At 41.8% G+C, this 21577-nt stretch carries 26 protein-coding genes; 2 read left to right on the top strand and 24 right to left on the bottom strand.

The annotated features are described in order from the left end of the window. Positions 1-75 precede the first annotated feature (75 nt). Together ACSLFW_RS18400 and ACSLFW_RS18405 are read left to right on the top strand one after the other, a co-directional pair. Positions 76-1122, top strand: a complete 1047-nt coding sequence (locus ACSLFW_RS18400; protein ID WP_436556962.1) for a tyrosine-type recombinase/integrase — start codon at positions 76-78, stop codon at positions 1120-1122. Positions 1123-1268: 146 nt separating this feature from the next. Continuing rightward, positions 1269-1817, top strand: a complete 549-nt coding sequence (locus tag ACSLFW_RS18405) for an RNA 2'-phosphotransferase (protein ID WP_436556963.1) — start codon at positions 1269-1271, stop codon at positions 1815-1817. On the opposite strand, the gene ACSLFW_RS18410 is transcribed toward ACSLFW_RS18405, so the two are convergent. From ACSLFW_RS18410 to ACSLFW_RS18525, 24 genes are all read right to left on the bottom strand, one after another. After that, on the bottom strand, positions 1800-2195 hold the full coding sequence (locus ACSLFW_RS18410; protein WP_436556964.1) for a hypothetical protein: 396 nt from the start codon (positions 2193-2195) through the stop codon (positions 1800-1802). The genes ACSLFW_RS18405 and ACSLFW_RS18410 overlap by 18 nt on opposite strands. Before the next feature lie 81 nt (positions 2196-2276). Then, positions 2277-3980 (bottom strand): RHS repeat-associated core domain-containing protein, encoded by a 1704-nt coding sequence (locus ACSLFW_RS18415; RefSeq protein WP_436556965.1) that lies wholly within the window; start codon positions 3978-3980, stop codon positions 2277-2279. 62 nt (positions 3981-4042) lie between these two features. Next, positions 4043-4684: a hypothetical protein gene (locus ACSLFW_RS18420; protein WP_436556966.1), complete on the bottom strand. Its 642-nt coding sequence runs from the start codon at positions 4682-4684 to the stop codon at positions 4043-4045. A gap of 89 nt (positions 4685-4773) precedes the next feature. Then, positions 4774-5421, bottom strand: a complete 648-nt coding sequence (locus ACSLFW_RS18425; RefSeq protein WP_436556967.1) for a hypothetical protein — start codon at positions 5419-5421, stop codon at positions 4774-4776. 2 nt (positions 5422-5423) lie between these two features. After that, a complete protein-coding gene (locus tag ACSLFW_RS18430) occupies positions 5424-5711 on the bottom strand; it encodes a hypothetical protein (RefSeq protein WP_436556968.1) in 288 nt (95 codons plus the stop codon). A gap of 101 nt (positions 5712-5812) precedes the next feature. Beyond that, positions 5813-6157 (bottom strand): hypothetical protein, encoded by a 345-nt coding sequence (locus ACSLFW_RS18435; protein ID WP_436556969.1) that lies wholly within the window; start codon positions 6155-6157, stop codon positions 5813-5815. Then, complete coding sequence (locus ACSLFW_RS18440) at positions 6154-6693, bottom strand: hypothetical protein (protein ID WP_436556970.1); 540 nt, start codon at positions 6691-6693, stop codon at positions 6154-6156. The genes ACSLFW_RS18435 and ACSLFW_RS18440 overlap by 4 nt, the downstream gene beginning before the upstream one ends. 445 nt (positions 6694-7138) lie before the next feature. After that, positions 7139-8908 carry a hypothetical protein gene (locus ACSLFW_RS18445; protein ID WP_436556971.1) on the bottom strand — a complete coding sequence of 590 codons (1770 nt, stop codon included), beginning with the start codon at positions 8906-8908 and terminating at the stop codon, positions 7139-7141. 87 nt (positions 8909-8995) lie between these two features. Then, positions 8996-10015 carry a hypothetical protein gene (locus ACSLFW_RS18450; RefSeq protein ID WP_436556972.1) on the bottom strand — a complete coding sequence of 340 codons (1020 nt, stop codon included), beginning with the start codon at positions 10013-10015 and terminating at the stop codon, positions 8996-8998. Further along, complete coding sequence (locus tag ACSLFW_RS18455; RefSeq protein ID WP_436556973.1) at positions 9964-10563, bottom strand: hypothetical protein; 600 nt, start codon at positions 10561-10563, stop codon at positions 9964-9966. Before ACSLFW_RS18455 ends, ACSLFW_RS18450 begins: the two co-directional genes overlap by 52 nt. Then, entirely contained in the window at positions 10466-11005 is a 540-nt protein-coding gene (locus ACSLFW_RS18460; protein WP_436556974.1) for a hypothetical protein, read from the bottom strand. The genes ACSLFW_RS18455 and ACSLFW_RS18460 overlap by 98 nt, the downstream gene beginning before the upstream one ends. 1 nt (position 11006) lies before the next feature. Further along, positions 11007-12485 carry a DUF6443 domain-containing protein gene (locus tag ACSLFW_RS18465; protein ID WP_436556975.1) on the bottom strand — a complete coding sequence of 493 codons (1479 nt, stop codon included), beginning with the start codon at positions 12483-12485 and terminating at the stop codon, positions 11007-11009. A gap of 10 nt (positions 12486-12495) precedes the next feature. Next, positions 12496-13209, bottom strand: coding sequence for a hypothetical protein (locus ACSLFW_RS18470; RefSeq protein ID WP_436556976.1), 714 nt, complete (start codon positions 13207-13209; stop codon positions 12496-12498). Position 13210: 1 nt separating this feature from the next. After that, complete coding sequence (locus ACSLFW_RS18475; RefSeq protein ID WP_436556977.1) at positions 13211-13354, bottom strand: hypothetical protein; 144 nt, start codon at positions 13352-13354, stop codon at positions 13211-13213. 257 nt (positions 13355-13611) lie between these two features. Further along, positions 13612-14004: a hypothetical protein gene (locus ACSLFW_RS18480; protein WP_436556978.1), complete on the bottom strand. Its 393-nt coding sequence runs from the start codon at positions 14002-14004 to the stop codon at positions 13612-13614. Positions 14005-14054: 50 nt separating this feature from the next. Beyond that, entirely contained in the window at positions 14055-14429 is a 375-nt protein-coding gene (locus ACSLFW_RS18485; RefSeq protein ID WP_436556979.1) for a hypothetical protein, read from the bottom strand. A 5-nt stretch (positions 14430-14434) separates the two neighbouring features. Then, positions 14435-15349: a hypothetical protein gene (locus ACSLFW_RS18490; RefSeq protein WP_436556980.1), complete on the bottom strand. Its 915-nt coding sequence runs from the start codon at positions 15347-15349 to the stop codon at positions 14435-14437. A gap of 65 nt (positions 15350-15414) precedes the next feature. Beyond that, positions 15415-15669 carry a hypothetical protein gene (locus tag ACSLFW_RS18495; RefSeq protein ID WP_436556981.1) on the bottom strand — a complete coding sequence of 85 codons (255 nt, stop codon included), beginning with the start codon at positions 15667-15669 and terminating at the stop codon, positions 15415-15417. Then, entirely contained in the window at positions 15666-16520 is an 855-nt protein-coding gene (locus tag ACSLFW_RS18500; RefSeq protein WP_436556982.1) for a hypothetical protein, read from the bottom strand. Before ACSLFW_RS18500 ends, ACSLFW_RS18495 begins: the two co-directional genes overlap by 4 nt. A gap of 23 nt (positions 16521-16543) precedes the next feature. Next, positions 16544-17929, bottom strand: a complete 1386-nt coding sequence (locus tag ACSLFW_RS18505; protein WP_436556983.1) for a hypothetical protein — start codon at positions 17927-17929, stop codon at positions 16544-16546. A 132-nt stretch (positions 17930-18061) separates the two neighbouring features. Next, the gene (locus ACSLFW_RS18510) at positions 18062-19099 is read right to left on the bottom strand and encodes a hypothetical protein (protein ID WP_436556984.1); all 1038 of its coding nucleotides are present in this window, start codon (positions 19097-19099) and stop codon (positions 18062-18064) included. Between the two features lie 237 nt (positions 19100-19336). Beyond that, positions 19337-19792 (bottom strand): hypothetical protein, encoded by a 456-nt coding sequence (locus ACSLFW_RS18515; protein ID WP_436556985.1) that lies wholly within the window; start codon positions 19790-19792, stop codon positions 19337-19339. 165 nt (positions 19793-19957) lie between these two features. Then, on the bottom strand, positions 19958-20548 hold the full coding sequence (locus tag ACSLFW_RS18520; protein WP_436556986.1) for a hypothetical protein: 591 nt from the start codon (positions 20546-20548) through the stop codon (positions 19958-19960). After that, positions 20532-21020: an OmpH family outer membrane protein gene (locus tag ACSLFW_RS18525; RefSeq protein WP_436556987.1), complete on the bottom strand. Its 489-nt coding sequence runs from the start codon at positions 21018-21020 to the stop codon at positions 20532-20534. Before ACSLFW_RS18525 ends, ACSLFW_RS18520 begins: the two co-directional genes overlap by 17 nt. Positions 21021-21577: the final 557 nt, after the last annotated feature.

Raw genomic sequence — 21577 nt, forward strand, 5'->3', positions numbered from 1 at the left:
GTGATTTTCAAAATCGATGATTTCGCATCCTATCATCCAATTAATTCCGTATTTTTCAAACTGAATTCCATCAGTATGAAAAAAACAACCCCCATAATCCCATTATTCAAGCAATTCATCAAAGAAACAGAAACCGGAAAACGGCTTAAAAAAAACGGCAAGAAAATAAAACCCGGCTCCATACAAAATTACAATTACGTACTGGCCAACCTGATTCGGTTTTCCACCGAAACCGGATTCGAGTTGCGTCTTTGTGACGCCGCCAAACTCGACAAGCGCGAATTGCAGTCGGAAAAAAGCTATTGGAAAAAATTCTACCAAAAGTTTACCGAATTCCTTTACAAACGAAATTGCCACGATAATTATGTAGGCGCCAATATTAAGGTAATCAGAGTATTCTTTAATTACGTTAAGAACGATAAAGATTTTGCTACGGGCAATTTCCAAAGGCGTTTTTATGTCAGAAAAGAAGAAATCGAGATCTTTGTTTTGTCTCCGGAACAACTTAAATTCCTGATTCACGATGTCGAATTCGATAAAAGCCTGTTGCCGTCGCAAAGGCGCATCAAGGATATTTTTGTTTTTGGTTGCACGACCGGACTGCGGTTTTCGGATATTTTTTTGCTTACTTCCAAAAATTTCGAGAAATCTGACAATGATTTTTACCTGAAGATCAAATCTCAAAAAACAAAGACGTTCAGCCTCATAAAATTGCCGCCTTATGCCGTAGCTATCTTTGAACAATACAAACCTGAAAATACAAAATCAGCAGTTTTTGGGAAAATCAGCCTGTTCAATTTCAATAAAACCTTGAAGCAGATCGGTGAATTGGCTAACTTCACCAATGTAATAGAAGTATCGCGCGAAAAGCAGGGCAAAACGCACAGGCTTACCAAAAAATCAGATGATAAGAACAATCGCTTCTGCGACAAGATGAGCTCGCACATGATGCGGCGCACCGCCATTACGACCATGCTCATTTTAGGAATGCCTGAACACTTAGTACGAAAAGTGAGTGGGCACAGCAGCGGCAGCAATTCTTTTAACCGCTATGTGCATTATGCGCAGGGGTATATGGATGCTGAGATCGGGAAGGTGCATTTGAAGTTGGGGGTGATGTGAAAAGGGCACGGATTTGAAATCCGCGTGCCATCTGGTCTTTTTAATTTGTATTCTCAAAAGAAAGCCCACAATCGATACGGTATTACATTGCCGGCATTATGTAACTTTACAAACGAATAACAAATAAGGAATTTTACACAAAAAGCATGAATAGTAATGAAAGAAATAGTCTTAGTAAGTTTTTAAGCTTGGTATTAAGGCATAAACCCAGAGAAATTGATTTGATTTTATGTGACGAGGGTTGGGCCAGTGTAAAGGAGCTTTTAGAAAAATTAAATGCAAACAATAAAAATATTTCCTTTGAAGATTTAAAATACATCGTTGAGCTCAATGATAAAAAACGCTTCATCTTTTCTGATAATTTTTCACGAATAAGAGCTAATCAAGGACATTCATTAAATATTGATTTAAAACTTAAACCTGTCATACCGCCTGCTATTTTGTATCATGGTACAGCACATAAAAATATAACTTCCATTATGGAGAAAGGAATTCTTAAGCAAGAAAGGAACTTTGTACATTTGAGCGCTGATATTGAAACGGCGAATAAAGTGGGTGTGCGACATGGAAAACCCGCAATTTTTGAAGTTTCGGCTTTAGAAATGTACAAAAACCATTTTAAGTTTTATCTCTCCGAGAATAACATTTGGCTTACGGATTTTGTAGACAAGAATTATTTAAGTTTTAATTTCTAAATCCTCACAAATAACCTCTAAATAGTGGTTTGCACTTATGAAGAAAATTCTAAAATGCCTAAATTTAAAAAGATAATTAAAATGTTTTTCCCAATCAAGTTTGTAATCTGAATACTTAAATTCAATTAATGAACTGATGTCATCATATTTTTCATAACTAATTAAAGAATCGCTAACTCCTGGAAAACTTGTGAACTTATGATAGCAAGTGTGCTTAAATGAAAAGTCTATAAAATTCTCCTCGTAGTTTTCTTTGGACTCATAAAACACCTTAACGTCCAGGTTCCCATCTCTAAAAATCAGTTCTACCTCGTTTTCACCATAGGAAGGGAAAATAGAATTTGTATCAAAAATTATAATTGGTGTAGTACATTTCATTTTATTTTTTTTTAGGATTTACAGGAGGTGTGGCAGATGGTGCTTCTCCTTTAAGCTGTTGTTTTGCTAACTCATCAAACGTTACGGCCCTTCCTTTGCCGTTGTATAGGCGACTTTTCCTGTCTGATTTATTCCATACCAATTTTTCATTGGTATTCCAGCTCTTTCCAGCGCTATCGAAGTTCTGCTATTTAGAATTACTTTTTCGCCATTTTGAATAACATAATTTAATGGAATATCTTTAGGAGTTACCTTTCCGCCGGTTAAAGCCTTTACCAAATCGTCTACTTTCTTTATCTCTGTTCCGGCTATAGTAGAATAAGATTTTTGTCCTTCAATAGAAAAAATTTCATCAGTCCTTATGAATGTTTGCGCAAATTTAGAACCCTGTAAACCTTTTGTAATAGTTACAAGTTGTGCTACTTTGCCAATTGTAAATACTGCACCATCAGCAACAACTCCCAATATTGCCATTTTACTGCTCTCTCTCGCATTGTCAAAATGTATTTGAGCTTCAGCATGATTTCCCTTCTTTTCGTATTCTTTCCCTCTTTCAGATTCATTAATAGCATCCATTAAGCCAGCGGCTGCAAATATTCTTGTACACAATCCTCTGGTAAAAATCACATCACATACAACGGCGGCTGTAAGAAGAGTATAAGCTCCCCCTTTTGCCATACTTGTGTTGTATGACTTGTAAAAATCATTTTTATCTTTATCGGATGTGCCTTTTGGAAAATATACGGCTGCAGCTTCCAGTCCCTCAAGTTCAATCCTGTCGATTACTCTGTTTTCGCTAAAAGCATATGGGCTATTCCAGGGATAATCAGAAGCCAACGGATCTATCGCAAAAAACCTCCCCACCCTCGGGTCGTGCATCCTGAAAGTGTAGTTCAAAGAGTTCCCTTCGCCCTTGATCTCATTGTCCTTTTCCTGGCCCTGGTAACCGTAGCGGTAGTTATCATCATCCTCATGATAGTGCTTCGGCACGAGCATTCCGAAAGGATAGTAATCCTGGTCGCTTAATACGTCTGGCCGGAATACAGACACATATTCGTCTGATGCTGCCCCAAGCCCGTAAGCATAAAAATCGTCTATGAAGAATAATACCGGGTAATCTATAGCGGCCTCGGTATCTCCGCCATAAACCCTTACAAAATAGTTGTCATTAGCCGGTACGGCAAAACTCGTCACGATAACACCTGATGGCGGAACCGTCATGCTGACATAAACGTTGTTGCTGCTGTCTGCAATTTCAAAGGTTAAAGGCAGGTCTGCCGGGAATGTATCAGGCCGGATTACCGTTAACTGTATCGCCACATTATCGCCTGCATACAGTTTAAGCTTCTTTTCAGCCCCTGCGTGTATCTCCTGAATATTTACGTATAAAACATCATTTTTGCAATAGACATCAGCGTGGTTATATTGATTCCAATCACAATTTTCCGTAAAATCATCATTGATGATCAGCTTAGTGCTGCTCGGAACGATTTTTCTGTCATTGATGACGCTTACAACATCGCCTAAATGGTTTGTGAGTTCGTAACGTTTATCACCAACGCGCCTGAAATCAGTATCCGGGCCATTTTTGCCATATTCCTGCAACCCTATACGGCTGCTGCCATAAATATCCTGCTCCAGCAGCTTGTAACTTACAGGTTCCGGGAGTTGTCCTTCAACAGGAGAAGGTATATTGGCGCGATAAGTGGCCATCGAATTGCCCTGGGCATCGCGTGTGTAATGGGTAAATGTATTCTGCCACGGATTTACAAATTGCTTTGCCACACGATTGCCCAATCCGTCATAAAAGAAATTGATCCTGTCGCCATTGTCTTTTGTTATCTCTTTTACCTTACCGTCAACACGCAGGTAATTTTCCGGATATTTGAAGCCGAGTCCTGAGTAAGTTGCCCGATGGCATCATAGCGATAATTATTGTCGATTTGGTCATCTACGTCGAGCTGCGGATTTCCGTCGGTAACATTACCAAAATTAGCGGCGCCAATGAAATCCTTAATGTGGTCTAACTTATTGGTAAACGGAATATAGTTATATGAAAACTGGTCCATCTCCTTAAGAAATCCGGTACCGAATTCCGGTGCATTGCGGAAAAGCGTCATCAGATTACCGTTGCGGTCGTAGGTAAAATCATTATGGTAACTTTCGGTAAAGTTTAAGGTCCCTTCCGTCTGCACTACTTTCTGAGAGGTCATGCCAAAAATCCTGTTGAGCTGGTCGTACGAGTACAGATTGGCCTGCGTAGGCAGGACGACTTCCTTCGTATCGCGCAGTGTAGTGATCATGCGGTTGATGTTGCCGTTGAAAAGTGATGTGCCGTCGGTATTGCCCGAATCGGAAACCGCATTCATCTGCATATCACCAATATGCCTGGCGTGGTAATCATTATTGAAATAAGACAATGAATATCCAAAGGCATCCTGAGAAACATAATTACCATCATGCCCCATATCCTTATTCTGGTCGGTCATGTTCTCTGCATTGACGGTTTTGAGCCATCCCTGGAGCGTATAGGCAAAATCGATTCCCTGAACTTTCTTGTCGCCAATGATTTCGCGTGCTAACGGCCGTGATCGTAATATTCATAAGTGGCATCGGTTTCCCAAATCGTACCGTTGCTTGAGGTCTGTACATCGGTAACCCTGTTATCTGCATCGTAATTGTATTTATGGATGAACTGGTCTGACGCATCCTTTTGGTAAATCACCTTATTCACATTACCGCTGATCAGGTCATACTCGTAATTGACGCGCTTAATGATAGGTTCGCCTATATCAATTACCGACTGGCTGAGCACCTGCGCCATTTCATCGATATTGCCGTGAATATCGTAATTGTAAAAGATGGCCGTCTCGAAATCTGAATTCGGTGTCGCTTCAGAGCTTTCTGCAAATGTGAGGATAGCAGTAACCCTGTTACGCGTGTTATTTTCCGGGTCTGACAGATATACATTAATATCATCTTGGAAATCGCCGTAGTTGTCGTAAAGCGTTCGCGTAACTTCCTTTTGAGCTGTTGAAACATTGTGCGGATAATTATCATCCCCAACAGAATCGACTCCAACCCATTCGCCCGTGACAGGGTTGACAAGTTTGCCGTTGTCATCGATATAAATGTTTTGTTTGGTTGCGAATTCTCCCGCCTCTCTGATGCGGCCGAGAAGATCATAACAGCTATAGCTAAAGGATTTACTGAGATACAGTCCCAAATTTATTTCACGCACGGCCAACCGCTATTCTTTATGGCAAAATCAACAACCGCAGCGGCGGTCGGACTTACATCATATGTGTCGTAAACGACATTCCCGTTCTGGTAAAAGCGTACCCGCCCTGCACTTTTTTCAATCCGCATCCTGTCGCCATCAGAATAATAGAGGGCAGGTGTCTTATCTACATCAAGCACCCGTACTTTATAAGTGCCGTTGCTGGCATAGTAAAAACAATAATATATATGTTCATCGGTCGCAGGTGTATCAGCATACGACAACCCAAACATCACCTCATAAGTTTTGCTTACCGGTAAGCTTTCATTAATACGAATAGTGTGTTCAGCAAATCCGGATGTAATGGTCGTGGAGGATACGATCCGCCGGTATTGGTTCAGGTGTTAGTACCGACATAATTATTGATCACCTGGTTGGCATTACCAGTCAACTTGTTGTCGTATTCCAGTGCTGGCGAGGTGAGGAAAGTACTCGCTTTTTGCTTGGCATTCTGGGAAGCGACAATCCTGCCCAAAGGATCATAGGCAAATCTTGTTTCGCCGCCATCAGGGGTATACTGCCACACCAGCTGGTTCAGAGAATTATAGCGGTATTGTGTCTTGAAATTGTGTTTCGGCAGCAGTGCCGGATTATCTGTCGCATCGTTATTATCATGCCTGTAATCATCGACATTGGTACTGTAGTCCGTCAGTTCGGCAGCAGTGCCATTAAAACGGTTCACTCCCTGCGGGCCACGGTCTGCATCAGGTTACCTGCCTGGTCATAATAGTAAAGTGTATACTGGTACTCCTTGTCGTAATAATTCAAACGGTATTTTTCGTTCACCTCACGCATCGCCTCGTTTATATACTTCAGCCTGAAGGCATCCTTCAATGACTGGATGTAGGCGGCATAAGCTTCAGCATTATAAGTATCATGCACGTTAATATTGAATATTTTGCAAGGATTATCGGGGTTTATCGGCAGTATTATTGGCTCATCGTCCTGCATATATGGCGGTGGGCAAATGTGATTTTCATGGATATAATAGGACGCGAATTCCTGCCATGTGTCTACCAGTTCATAGTCAATCGGATCTTGGCCTTCTACTTCAGGGCTGGTGCTTTCGTGGGTATATCCTCCTAATGCTGTCAAATACCATACATGTTGTGGGTCTGTTATATTGTCAAGATAAATTTTGTAAGCTCCAATAACATCATCATAGCCATGGCCTAAATCATTAAAACCATAACCCAGTTCGCTGAACCGAAATCGCACAGGGTAATGTAATTCGGATGGGTCATGTAATTAGAAGGTGTGATTCCGAAAGCACAGAGATACTTGATGTATCCGTCAATGATATACGCATAATTGTTGTTGCAGAATTCCGTGTAGGTTAGCTGATAAAAAGGCGCTTCGTCAGGTGGTGTGGTAGGCGAGCCTAAATAGTCTGTAAAACCGAGGTGGCGATATAATTCATACTTTGAATCACAGTCTACCGCTGCACGGGCTTGTGGTATGCAGTCGCAGGTTGGCAGGTTATGAAAGGCTTTAACGTGCTTCAATTCAAGACCTATTGTTGTTGTATCGCCCGTATTTAATGTGACTAGCTGGAACAGGTCTTGAGTCGAAATGCTGAATTCATCATCTCCTGATGATAATGAAGCTTGTTGGAAAAAATAAGGATTGACACCAATTTCTACAATTCGTTTATGGAAGTCATCTATAATAAAGTCGAAATGACTAAACGTGCCGCTAGTTCCGAGGCTAAATCTAATAGTATACTGACCCGGGTAAGTTCGTTAACACCATAAGTAAAACTGCCAAAATATGTAACAGGATTGATAAAAAATGATGCAAGGTTGATCCAGTTTGCCGATACTGGCATATAACCTCCAACACATGAGATGCCACAAGATGTATACTTTATTTCGGCATCGAGCAAAACTTCATTGGCAACGGCTTTTATGGCGTTTAAAAAATCCTGTGGGGTTCTGTCATCGACTTCAGCTGTTCTTGGTTTACAGCATCTGAATTCTAATGGGACATATAAACTCGAGTGACCGCCACCAACCCAGGAATTTGTATTTACTTCTCCGGTTATCAAAGTTCCTTGGTCGTCAACAGCATTTACGACATGGGCAGTACCGGCACTATTAAGCCCGACTAAATATAGTGAAACAATTGGGGTAGAAAGATTCAGATTCAAAACAATGCTTTCCCGTGGCGATGATGAATTTGCCATTGCCTCAGTACCGATTATATAGGTATTGGTACCCGAATGTTTCCAGACTTGGGTCAGCACCCCGTTGTTGACCATTAGAAAGTCAGGCAGGTAACCATTGACGTAAGTAGTGTTGGTAAGCAGGTCATAATTGCTGTCGTTAACATGCGAGGTTGCCTGCAGGTTCTGAATGAGTTGTAATAACGCCTGTGCAAAATCCTGCTTTTTTGTACAGGTCGGATCTGCCGGCGGTACATAGACCCCGCCGATGGCATCGGCAATACCCGGATCGTTCGAGCAGGTCAGCACAGCACTTGTTGTTCCCGTAATAACCATTTCAAAAAATTGCGGCGAGCCACCGATCGTCATTACTTTGGCTACAAAGCTAAAGTTGTAAACACCGCCTGAGTTTCCGGTATGGCTCAATTCGCTTACCTGGATAATGCTCCAGTTGGTTCCGTAACCTGACCATGTCAGGACTTGAGTTGATGGTATTGTAAGCATTACAGGTGGGGTAAAGGCGCTTGCACCATCGGCCAATTTAAGTGAAAGCTGCTTGTTCCCGCTTGAAAGACTAACTATGCCCTGAAAGTTCAAAGAAGCAGGTGGCATAACAGGAGTAGCAGGTAGCGCAAGTGCCTTGAATAATATCGGCGTCAGATAACCACCGTAAAAATTAACCGGCGCGGTATTACTGCCGTTGACCACCGTAAGCATGCTCTGGTCTTTAAATATCCCGCCAAGGAAGATGGAGAGATCGTTGATGATCGGGCAGTTACCCGTTCCCTGCAGGTAGGCAGACTGTGCCTGACCCATCAGGTCTTCTCCAATCTCAGCCTCTGTTTTATCCGAATCATAGCTTTCATCATACGGCAGGAACCTTTTTTCCTTGTCTTTCAGCAAGTTGCCATTTTCGGTATGCAGCGTCTCACCAGGAATACTGCTGCCGTGTATCCAGTGCCAGACTTGTTGCGCCTGTGTTACATATCGCCTGATTACCGCGGATATGCGGTTGATCTTTTCAGAATTATTATTGCCGATACAGTCATTGTAAAATCCTTGCCTATATGCGTGCATATTCAGGAATGAATGCTGCAGCTTTTGCTTAAGGCCCATATAATATGTGACATAATAATGCCAGAACAGGTCTTTTTCTGCAGCAGTAAAGTTACTAGATTGCACCTGGCACATCACCCATTCAAAGCTATTGGAATTAGTAGTAGAACATGGTGCGTATGGCTGGGACAGGCAGTGTTCATTCCATTGCATTTTATGGTCTTGTATATGTAACTGGCCATGACCATGCCATAATCTTCGTACATTCTTTGGTGGCCTGACCCTGGTGGGTCTAAAGCGTCAGCGTAAACAGGATCTGTTGATCCGGTCATGTCTTTCAGGGCATGCATCATGACATTTTGCTTTGCAATCAAGGCAGCTTCCTGGGCGAAACTCTGTTGACGTATTAACCTGAGTGCCATCAGGGCCAACAGTAGTAGCCGGAATGACTATCGATCCGTCCAGCGGATGCTCCTTTTGAAAGAAAGGATCCTTATCGTAGAGTGCGAGTTCATTGTTCAGGAGCCCGCTTTCCAAAGCCTGGTTGAAAGTTGTCAACGAACCGAGCAGTGAGTCGAAACCGTCAGAATTAAGCGTTACGGCAGTATTGATAAACGGCTCACCGTCTTCTGAGGCAGGGTCAGGTAATTTTAGGTCGGTAGCCGGAATTGTATCTGACACTTTACATTGTGCGTAAACGTAATCGAGGTAATGAAACTCCGGATGGTATTTTACCAACGACTGTGCCCAATAGTGGTGTGAAGCGATACGTTGGATAAAATCATCCACATTTGCCAGAAACTGAGGCTCCACACGGTATTTGCCTCCCAGTGCATTAACGATATTAGGTGAACCCGGCGCAAAATCATCCGGTGAGGTATAGGTAATTTTCGGGCTGAAAGTACTGGTCTCTTCATCCCAGGTGACCGGCACATAATCAATCTCACCCAATTCATTATAATAATGCTTGTATACCTCGTTGGCAGGGAGTGTTGATGGATCTCCGGGAGATGCCGGAGGAATATTCAAAATACCGTCCTTATCAAAATAATGCGGGTACCTCCAGTTGCAATGTGCCGGGTCGATGCCTTTTACAAGTGCAAAGATGCTGTTGCTCTCGTTATATACCGAAAGCGGTAGTGTACTAATATCCGGCGCCTCATTGCTGGTGCTGACGTTCCCTTCGTTGTCGATATCCGACGGATATATACCGTATTGCCCGCTTGGGAGCATGTCTGCCATAAGCACATCGAGACCATTTTCGCAGGTCATCGAAACGATGTTGCCGCTCGAGCCTGTAGAATAACCGTCGGGGCACATGGCTTTAGGCAGGCCTCAAGCAATAAATCCCATTCTCTTCCATAGCTTTGCGTGAGCATGGTTACCAGTGCTCCATATTCGGGAGTTGAAGTTCCTCCAGGCATCGATGCCAATTGGTTCAGTTCGGCATTATCATGAAGTTTTTGCGCTATGTAAGCCGGACGGCCGTTTGCCGCTCCGGTATAATGAAGGCTTTGGAAATGATCAGCGCACTGCTGGCAGGTTTCATAACAGCCATCATCGCTTGCACTCGGATAAATTTTACCGGAAATACAGCCGGCGGCCGATCCTTTTATAATGTAATTATCAACGAAAACCTCCAGCGCGTCTGCGTCTACTGTCAATTCTTTTGAAATACCATAGGTTTGGGGGCTGAGTGTGCGCACTTCGGGAATAGGATCATAGACAGGTGCCACTGTTTGTACGATATTCTTGCCTTGCAGCTCATATTCACCGATATGTTTTACCGGAAGTTCCAGAGTATTCTGTTCCGCAATCGTCAGTAAGCGTTCTCTTAAGATTGTATATAAAAGGATAATGAAAATCACTGGTTCCTGAGCACTCATAGTCGAAATCGGTCACTTTCTCCATGTAATAATCAAAAGTAAAAGGTTGACTTGAAGTACCAATCAATGTTTTCTGCAAGTCAAGCCTCAAACCGTCCTGAATGTTTCCATAGCTGCCTGTAGAGAATCTGACGTTATTATCAAGAGGCGTATCATGGGCATTTGGAGTTAGCTTATTAAGCAGGTCTTCATCGATAAAAGTATGCAACGAATTGGTAGTTTCATCCAGGAGTGGTGTATTTATGGGAGATCCCGAAGACAGTGCAGTAGCAATAGTACGGCCTTGAGGATCGAGGTAAGTGTTGCTTACCTGCCCGTTTGGGTCGACTACAGTATTCTTTTTATAATGACCTGCAATCCCTACATTATACCCGAAAAGCCTGTTGAGTTCGGGCTGTGACGGGATGCTGTAGAAATATTTCATCTCATGTTCCGAAATTGAGTTGGTGCTCAACCCCTACTCCGCCTTTTCTTTTGATGCGGCCGGTGTTATCCAATTCATATTCAGTTCTTGAAAAAGGAAAATTCTCAGCCTTTGGCACAAAATCCTGAAAATTGTTGGTCACCGCATTATTATCCGAATAATATTTACTCGCGCCTGAATTCACAGACATGCCTTCTGAAGGCACAGAACAGCTGTTTTCGCCGGGCGTAAAATCCTGGTAGGAATAAGGCAGCAGCGACATGTTCTTATTCAGCGAGGGGTAATATTTAATCCTGCTGTCTTCAACAGGAGAAGGAAGCACCTCGATGGCCGCCCGCCCTTCTTCATCATATATAACCTCGCCAACGATGGCTTTGTTACTGGTATTGATCCTGGTAACGGTCTGGCGGTTGCGCAACGAACCGTCAAAATAGGAAACTACGTCTTTCTTTTTGCCATTCTCGGCATATGAGGTTTGGAATTGCCAATTGAGTTTATCGTCTGAGGTGACTTGATAGATGTTATTATTGGCACCATTATTCCAGTCTGAAATATTTGGATTTATGCCAGTTGGATTGACATCCCAGTCCCCGTATTTTATATTTTTATAAATAGTGGGTAATAAAGGAGAAATTGAAAAGTCAGTAAATCTTCCAACGGCCCTTATCCTGAAAATTAGGTATCCGCTATCATAAACCAATGGTACGCGATAGCTTAAACCTTTGACTGTAACCCTGGAGGCATTGTGTTCAAATTCACTTATCGACATCGGGATTTCCTCCATTCCCAGTGGTGAAGTCAACCCTACTTTAGAATAGTTATCTGCCCATGTCCATTCCAGTTCATATTCTTCAGCACCGGCAATTTCGGCCCAATTGACTGCTAAATCGTTGGAAAAACTAAAATAATTAACATTTGCATGTGTAAGGTCAGAAGGTTCAAAATAATAATACCTTTCGACTTCATACGAAACTGAGAGTGTAATGTTTGTAGGGGTTACGGTGATTGGAGCCGAAGTTTCATTATTAGAAGCCGTTATACTATTGACATGGATACTGGCGCCTCTTGCACCGGCCTCGACAAGCACTTTACGCATGTCGATAAAATTGCCGAATCCGCCATACCTGTTATTTTCTACTTCGAGATCGATCACATATACATCCCCGTAGCTGCCGTCATTTAAAATAGGTGTCACTTTCAGGTTAACACTATAGGTGTACCAATAAAAAGGAGCTGAAAAATCTTCGATTTTCAAGATGACATAAGTGGCCGACCTTGGCGTCATGTAAGTCGAAGCAAAAGAAAGTTCCGGATCGATATTTGTGACAGTTGCGCCGGGAATTATGGCTGATCCACTGATCGATTGGTACCATTTGGTTTCTTTTGCCGATACCGCCATACTGCTTAAAAACAATAATAAGCCAAGAATTGCATTTTTTATAACATCGGTATTTTTCGGAAAATTAGGCAGTTTTCTCATACGCTACGGTTTAGTCAACAATCTGATAATTTTTATACTCTTTTGCTGGTATTGGCACTTGTTTGCTTTTACGGATGTAGGTTTCAAGCTTGAATTTTACGGCCGGTATAGCTGCCTGGCTGTCAAATTCGGAAAAAAGGATTTCAAGCCTCGGATAATCTGTAACATTCTTGCCTTTGCTATTTTTATAGGCATTGAGGTTGAGCATGTACATAACCTGACGGTCTATGGTGAGATCTTTCTTATTGATATAGATGATTGCCTTCCCATAAGGAACCAACGTAAGTTCCGGGCAAGTCATAGTACAGATAAACTGGTCTGGAGTCGATGTCATCGAAAAATCCCTGAAATGCGACATCAGTGCCCTGATATTATAAGCCTCGATGGGATCGGGTGCTTTTTCATTGCTCAATTGCATGCGTTTTGATTCGTTGTCAACTTTTATATAGGTGTCAGCAATCTTTATAAATTCGGTCTTGTCGATTTTGCAATAGAAATCTTCCTTGTTCCTGAACAGTATACCTGCATAAGACTCGCATACCGTGTTTGACCTGTAGGTTGGGTAAAGCTTATAACTAGTTGCCAACTTGAAACTGTTTGCGTTTTCATATACCTTCTGGGTCTTGCTGAAAAGCCCTTCCATTTCCTTACGGTCATCTTTTTGCGCAGCTGCAAACGCCGAACAAATAAGCATCAGTAAAAACGTCAATGTCTTTTTTAGCATCTTATTCTGATTTTTTTGGATTAGATGATCTCGACTCCTTGATGGTCTGTACGCCCCTTTCAGTTTCTTTTTTTACCCGTACCAGGCCGCCTTCTTTGTCATATTCATAAAACGTGGCGTAGTTGTTTTCATCGAGCTCGGCCATTAATTTCTGGCTTTCGGCATCGTAGACAAAAGATTTAAGGCTGGAATTTAACGGATGTATCCTGATATCATCAAAAAGAGCAACATACGTTGAAGAGGTTCCGGTGGTAGCGTCAAAGGTTATGTAAATGCTCCGGGCATCTTCAGGAACCGTAAATTCACCGCTGATGCGTTGCCAATTCTCAATGATCTGTCCTGATGGGGTAAAGGTATAATCCTCTAGATTTGTACCGTCACCTTCAATGCCACTATAGAAATTCAGGCTAATGCTAGGCCCTCATAAGTAAACAAATCACTATTGACCGGCAGGTAGGTTTCTGTTTCCCCTGATGTATCAACATTAGCCATCCTGGCCCAGCCGCTCATGACATATTTTTCTCCAGGAATCAGCTTAAAACTGGAACAATAATTACAATCTTTAACTCCAGTCGGACATTTTGTAGGAGTTGAAAGAGCAGTAAGATTATCTATGGCAATAGTATACTCGGCATCGCCGATCTCGTCTTCATTCTGGAACTTAGGGCATGTAATGACAAAATCGGCTGTTGGGCTGTATGGCGTTCCGCAGAACGGTACGGAAACTTCAATCCAACCTCCTACGCTTGTCATGTCAGGCAGTATGCGGTAATCTGCGTACCTTCCATTAATCATAATGTTGATAGTAGCAAAATAATCCCCTGTTATTTCCTGATTTATAGGGCTTATATTCGCCAGGTAAAATGCAGCAGGCCCTGCTCGGTACCTGACAATCCTGTAATTGTTCCTTTTAATTGTTGGTTTATCGTTACAACACCACCGGATATCTGTTTTGTGAGCCTGCAAAAATTACCTGATACGCCTACCGGAAATTCACCCATCCCTATCGGATAATCGGAATCGGTTGCTATCTTCGGCGCCTGAACCTCAAAATCCCAATTAAAGCAATACGGACTTAGCAAATTTACCGAGGTGATTCCGGGCAATCCCGGGCAGTCAAAAGTGCCATCAAGTATGTCGCCATTTGAATTTTTAATGCTTTGTGAATAGCTGGACTGGCATATCAGTAACAAGCCTGCAAACAATATGATTTGTCTCATTTTTCTTAGTTATATATTGTTAGTTTTCTGTCTGATTCTCCGGAACATTTTACAATCGTGCGCAAGAATTGCACATATTGTCCCGGATACAGCACGAGGCTTTTTTTACCGGTATGCGCTGCATTGGAGGTGATATTGCCCTGACCGGGTTTATACAAATTGAAATGCCTCTTTTGGGGCAATAAAAGCTCTTCAACAGAATAGTCTTCAAAACCATCAAAGCCCATTTCATCATATCTGGAATTTGAAGCAACGGCTACTGGTAATTTATAATCATAGCCATATTGGGCTGCAGAATGCCGGTGCAGTGCGTCGCGGTTTTCGAGTTCGGCGCCATAGGGGCTAAATTTGGTCACTTGGCTTGCATAAGTCCAGTTAAGGCTGTCTTTAACCCAGACGCCATCTGTTTCGTTGTACACATAAAATGGATTAAACGTCTTGAAATAACCCGATTTTCTGGTAACTGTATTGACAGAACCGTTTCTTCCGGAAAGGTAGGCATATGATTTTGATGCTTTCCAGTTTCCCAATATGTTATATAAATAGGCATTAATGTCTGTTTCCAGCGGGACTGGAAGACCATTTTCACATTGAGAAGGCCAGAAGTCATTATAATCAATCGCAGAAGCATTAACAATATTGGTATTGGCGGTAAAGCTGGAATAGATATTCGTGGCATAACCCTGCAGCGGATTTTTCATAAGGGTAATACTTGCCATAGAAGCCATCTGCATATTGCGGTTGATAGACCGGATAAGCCTGAAATTGGTATCATAAGGCTGGAGGTTTTGCTGACTGAGTGGCAGGAGCTGAAATTGCTGCAGCGTTGAGACCTCATTGCCATTGGCATCCATCAGGCTGATTCCGGTATGGGTGGCGTTATAGTCCTTGACCCAAAACCTTGTTTGGGGCTGTGCCATAACGATTTCATCACCGGGCTTGAAGAAAGGCCGAAGATCAGCAGCATCGGTAGTAGACAGGCCATTTACCCTATAAAAATTAGTGGCCCGATTTTGACAAGCCTCCCGGTAAGGTCAATATTTTCAGATGCCATTCCCATACCTTTATTGAGCCAGTACGAAGGATAATTAAACATATAATAATTGTCATTGAACTCATTGACGGTTTCCGTGAGAATAACCTTACCCGTCATTTTATCCCAGGCAAGGTTCCTGGTATATACGCTTGCGCCCAGATCATAGACAATCTTTTCTTTAAGAATACCACAACGGTGAATCACTTTAGTGGTAACGGCAGTGTGGAGTACGTGTACATATTCTGAACGCTCGGGTGTCCCCAACCGATAATTATAGGGATGACGCCCAACGGAACCATATCAACATTTCCGCCAAGTCCGAAAGATTTGGTTTTAGAGTAACTTTCGCGCAGGTCATTCACGATATCAATCTGCGTAGCCAGTTCCTTATTGTTATTTGAATGGACAGCGTTATTGTTGTGGATGACACCATTTTCATCGATAAGCGGCAGTTTATTGTTAAGCTTTCTCGGATCGTTGGCATCTGTGCTGTATTTATATTCAACACCTGATACTAAATCCCCTGCGTTGTTAAAGACTTCCTGCTTTCGCAGCTTTCCGTTCATGTCGTTGGTTTCAACAGAAAAACCTTGTGACATGGTCAGGTTGACATTCACTTTTATTTTCAGGCCGAGCATGCCTTTAAGCATGTTTTTTATCGCGTCGTTTTCATTTGAATTAAAATTCTTGCTTTTGTCCAGGTTGGTAAAATCGGTAATCGTCGGAAAATCACGACTTGTAAAATGTGTCGTAACTACTTTTCCCGACTTTGAATCATTTCCTGATGCGGTAACATTTGTAACGGTGACCTGGCTGTATGTGACAGTCGGACTAGGGAAAAACGATTCACCAAATGGCTTTTCCTGATAGGATTGTGCCGTAAGTCTTTCAGGCTTGTTGTAAAATGGAATAACCAGCGGGTTTTCCTTACATATGTTAGGTTCATAAGTAGCGACACCGCTGGAGGTACCGTCAGGCAGCTGGTAATTGTATTGTTGGCCATACTGTTTGGCATATCTGGCAATGTCAGAAGCATTCTCTGGTATGTTAAGCATTTTTTCCCAATTGTCTTTGAGCACTACTTTTTAACCCTGCATCCGCCACCTTTTTTAGATCCACTTGGTTCCAAAAGCCTTATCCAGCATTTAGGGACTTTTACAGACCTGCCGATTCCTTTTCCTTTCAGGTAACCATTTGCACCTTTCCATAATTCTGCAAGATGGTCTAAATTATCTACGATGCTTTTACCGATGTCGACAAGGTTAAGTGGCGATGATCCTCCCGGGTCTGGCGTGTCATTCATCTGTGGATTTATATTTTGCCTTCCGAAAAACCATGCGGCAACAGAAATCGGATTGGACTTTGGTTCTAATGTGCCACTGCCTTCCGTATTGAGCCACTTCATCGGGATGAACAGTTTATCTCCGGAAACCACCGGATCTTCGTCCATTTCAAAATAACCCGAAACATATTCAAATTCATTGTTATTTTGCGTCAGGTTTGTGAGGAAATTAAAATAGACAGGTTTGTCGAGCAGCCCTTCGGTGTAGCGCTTTTTAATCTTCTCGGGAGTATCATCGGGGAGGACTGTTATTTTTACGACCACATATCGTGCGTCACCCTGGCCAGAATAAAGCGCATTGTCACCGGGGGTATAACTTCCCACCGTACGCGCAAGGCCGTCTATCTTGAACATCTGCATGGCGTGCTTATCCTGTACATACTGATAATCATCAGCTTCATAATCAACTTCGATTTTACCGCCCGATGGCAATTCAATCGAAGCCAGCGACCATGAATAGGCATTTTGGTTCACTTCATCTTCGTTGCTATCGGATTGGTCTACATATGGGAATTCCTGTGGCGTCGTTTCCGCACTACTAATGCTCCAGCTGCCTGTCAGGAAAGGTTTATAATTTCCCCAAATATCATAAGCCTTAACATTGTAATCGGGATTTGAATCGCTGTAGTTAAAGACATAAGGCGTATATTTCCCCATATTGGAGTTCTTGTAAGTAAAATATACCTTTTTTAGCGTTAGTTTTCCTTTTGTGAGGTTGACTTGATGACCATCCTCATCAACTTCAGGCTCGCCCGAATTGTTATCGATGTTCTTGCAAAGCGAATAATCATAAACGAAATGGGCTGTTTTTATTGGTGAAACATTCGCTTCCGGGTTGGCTACAAGCGCAAGATAATCTGCCTTTGAATATAATTTGATGGTCTTTATCCTTGACATCCTGCTGCTTGTTAAATTGGTTGCGCCTCCATCCTCATTATCAACGCCAAAACCATCCTTACGGCCTTCGAGTTCAAAAACCGCCACGTGTGTCTTGGTTTGGATCGTTTTCAGGTATTTGTTTTCCTTGATACCATAGATATAACTCCCTTTTTGGTCATATTTATCAATTTTCAACCCTTCATTGTAGGAAGCCTGTCTTTTCGGTCCGTTGGTATTACTCATACTACTTCCGAAAGGCACACGCCATTTGTAATCACCAGTGGTGCTGTAAGTAAATTTGGTGTAAGTACCCAGGTCGTTATCCGTAGGTTCCGTTGGCAGTAAGGTCTTGATAATCGGGCGATAATTCAGAAGTCAGAAGATAAGCGTGTGCATAAGACGGTGTTGTAATGCCATTGTAATAATGGTCCTGCCTTTGCCGTTTTTCACAGTATTGTCACCCTCTGAATATGTTACAAGCTCTTTTTGTGCGCTTAGTCCCGCATTGCTTCCAACGGCAAATGTCACTTCTTTTTTTGTTTTATTGTATACGGTCTCACCATATATATGCCTGCTGCCATTTTCATCTGTCACAATAAAGGCTGCGGTGTGATGCCCCGGTGCAATTGGCGTGACGGTATTGGGTGCCGTAAAAGTTGCCTGGCCATTGATGTTGATAAAAGGGAAAAGCCCGAAACGCTTGGCTTCGGCCTTGGTAATTTTTTGCACTACCTGGTTTCTTTTTTCCCTGTGTGTGCGCTGCAGGATATTAAATGGCGTTCCGGCAGTAAGATTAGACTCGATACCGGTTATCTGCTTTGCCCTGTATACATTGACGGCACTTTTGGTTTCGTCAAGTTTCAGGGTGATTGGTTTTGAGCCTCCCATCGAAGCTGAAAAACCGACAAATTCATTATCAAAAGTTGTTTCTGAATTATTTTTAAAGTATACTTTTTCGTAATCGAATGCATTTCCTGTGGTCTTTTCTTTAAGATATGGCGTTACGGTTGTTTCCCATTTGCCTGTATAAGAAGTAGAGTTTGTGGTCCGGAAATTGAGTCCGACGTGCGCGCCTGCCCCCAGCTCTAATTCACCTCCCAGGCTGTTGCTGGCAGACTGATCAACTACTTTTGCATCCGAAACTTCGGAAATCTGTCCGCGATATGGCCTGAATGTACCTCCTATACCCTGCCCGTCGATACTGTAAATGTCATAGGTATAATTGGTAACCGGGAGCGCTAAGGTATTTTTACTGATAACAGGCTGTTCTTTTTCACGATTAAAATCCAACAAAGCATTTTCTTCAGCGTTGTCGGTGTATAAATAGCCATATCCTTTTTGCAGATCGACCTGATCAACCAGCTTTTGGACTATCCCGTAAGCTGAAATGCTTCCTTCCAGGTGAGTGGCCACACATCGGCCCAAGAGAAAAGGAAAACCGCATATTGTTGTTTTTGAATGCCAGCCTCTTTGTAGGCGTGAAGGTGTTTTTCAAAAAATTGATGCTCGTACTGGCTGAGCGTTGCAGATCGCTATTTGTACAACCCAGATTGAATGACTCCAGTCCTTGCCCTGGAGTTATAAGTTATGCTCGAAGATAAAGTATTGCTAAACATACTGCCTTCAGAATCGCTGCTGGATTTCTTGTTGCTAATTGATATATTTGGTGTTATCGTAGCGCCTTGGTCTGCTGAAGCCGACAATTGCATCCCTACAGAGCCATAGCCCGGAAACTGGAAGGACAGCCAAAGAAGGTATCGCATTCATACCTGTATAATTATTGTACTGAACATCTACACCTGCCCCTAATCCAAGGTTAAGACCATCTAAAACGCCAACGATTTGCACATTGATGTAGGGATTTATACCTACAGTAACATTAGGTTTGATATTGTTTTCTACCTTGACCACATCGCCTTTAAAATCATCAGGAAGCCCTCTTACGTCGCGTTTGATCTGACCAACGTTCAGGTTCCAGCCCAATCCTACCCAAGAGGCTTCCTGGTCTGATCGTAACGCCTGACTTATAAGCCAGGTAATCGGATAGCCACCAACATCCATAATAGGAATATTGTAATTCAAATCGCCGCTGGTAAGATCGACCATGTCAGATGTACCGATCGGGGTAAACGAATTGAATTCAGGCTGTGTTGGTCACTTCCGTAAGTGCATACATCCTTGTCGGTTGGACGATTTCAATAAAAATCATCAAAGCCAAATAACATGATATTATTTTGGTTGCTTTCCCAGTTCTGATTTGTTTTAGCATGGTTATAGATTTAAAATCGCGTCTTTAAATTTGAATTTCAATATTCCTTTTCTAAACAGATTATCATTGTATACCAATTGGATTTCTTCGTTCGGGTTTATATCTGTAAAAAAAAGCATGATCTTGTTGAAAGAGGCAACCTTGAAATTCCTTTCAAACATTACGCCTGAACAATTTATAGTATCCTTTCCGGCAATAGCATAGAAATCATTTTCAATGGTAAAAGAAATATACTTCACGGCACTCTGATAATCCATATTTGAAAACTCTTCATTAAGCAGGTCTTGTCCTTTATCGCCCTGAAAAGTAAACTCGATTATCCTTTCTCTTTTATTTTCCTCATAGATTGAATCGACCTTATCTAAATTATCTGTACCAAGTTCCTTTAATATATAATATTGGATAGGCACTTCAGTAGCCGTAAAGTTTATGCCTCCTGTCTTTTGAGCGTATACCCGGGATTTCCAACCCCGATTTTCAAGGTTATAGAGCCGGAATCTTGCGTCACTGGCAGCTTCAACCTTTTCCTCCTTACAAGAATTTAAAAGTAACACCATCATAATGGAAAATATGCAGTTAGTTACTACCTTCATATTTTTGATTTATAAAATTAAGTACATCCTGAGTAATATCTTGTTGTCCCTCTGAGTAGAACACTGCTCCGTTCCCGCTACTGCCCAGAATCATTCTTGCATTTTTTATTTTAGCGTATTCTTTTATATACTCATTAATACGCTGCCAAATTTTTACAGTAGCCTCATTGGTATATGTCATTGAAAATCTTTGGTAATCATCTTTTTGCTGGCTCAGCTGCTCGAATATTTGTTGTTTTATTCTTTCTTCCTTTGCTGCGTTATATTGCATCGTGAGCATACCAATATTCGAATCATAATCTTTGAGCATTTTTTCGCCATTCCTTTTTGTATCGATTGTCATCCTGAATTCGTTGAATACGCGTGTATTGTCTACTGTAAATATTTCCTCATGGGAAGATTTTGTATAATTTACCATTAAAACAATAACGGCAAGGACTGCCGTAAAAAGGATAGTTAATCTGAGTTTCATAGATAGATATTGGTTTAGCTAATCTAATTAATAATTATCAGACTACAAACAGATTACAAAAAAAAATATAAAAATTTGTTAAATTATTAACATGAGAGACCCGAGCAGGATTGTAATTATTTGAGGTTTCTTGATTGGATTAAAGAAAATTAGTTATGCAATTTTGATTTTCCCAAGCCGTTAACGCTCCGGGGCTTGATATTGTTTGAAAATTATTTAATTTACATTAAAATAATACTTATTTACTATGCGTGCATAATAAATTTTTCTTATCTTTGAGTAGATTATTTCTTAATCTATTAAAACTACTAAATATGGGAAAGGTACATTTTCAATTAAATTCCCGTGCTGTTGTCCGACTTAAGGCATAACAGTTGTTTCAATTACCTTGCCTCCATTTTCCCTCTTTTGAAAGACAAGTTAATAATTGAAAATTCCGAACTCTAAAGTTGCCTTCCGTATAATTTCGGGTTGGAAGGTGTAACTACGACTAATCTAAGATTCCCTCTCAGTTTTTTTGCCAAACGGCATTTTTGCCTTTTAGAATTTCTTTTAAA

The organism is Flavobacterium sp. 3HN19-14, from assembly GCF_051373205.1.
GTDB lineage: Bacteria > Bacteroidota > Bacteroidia > Flavobacteriales > Flavobacteriaceae > Flavobacterium.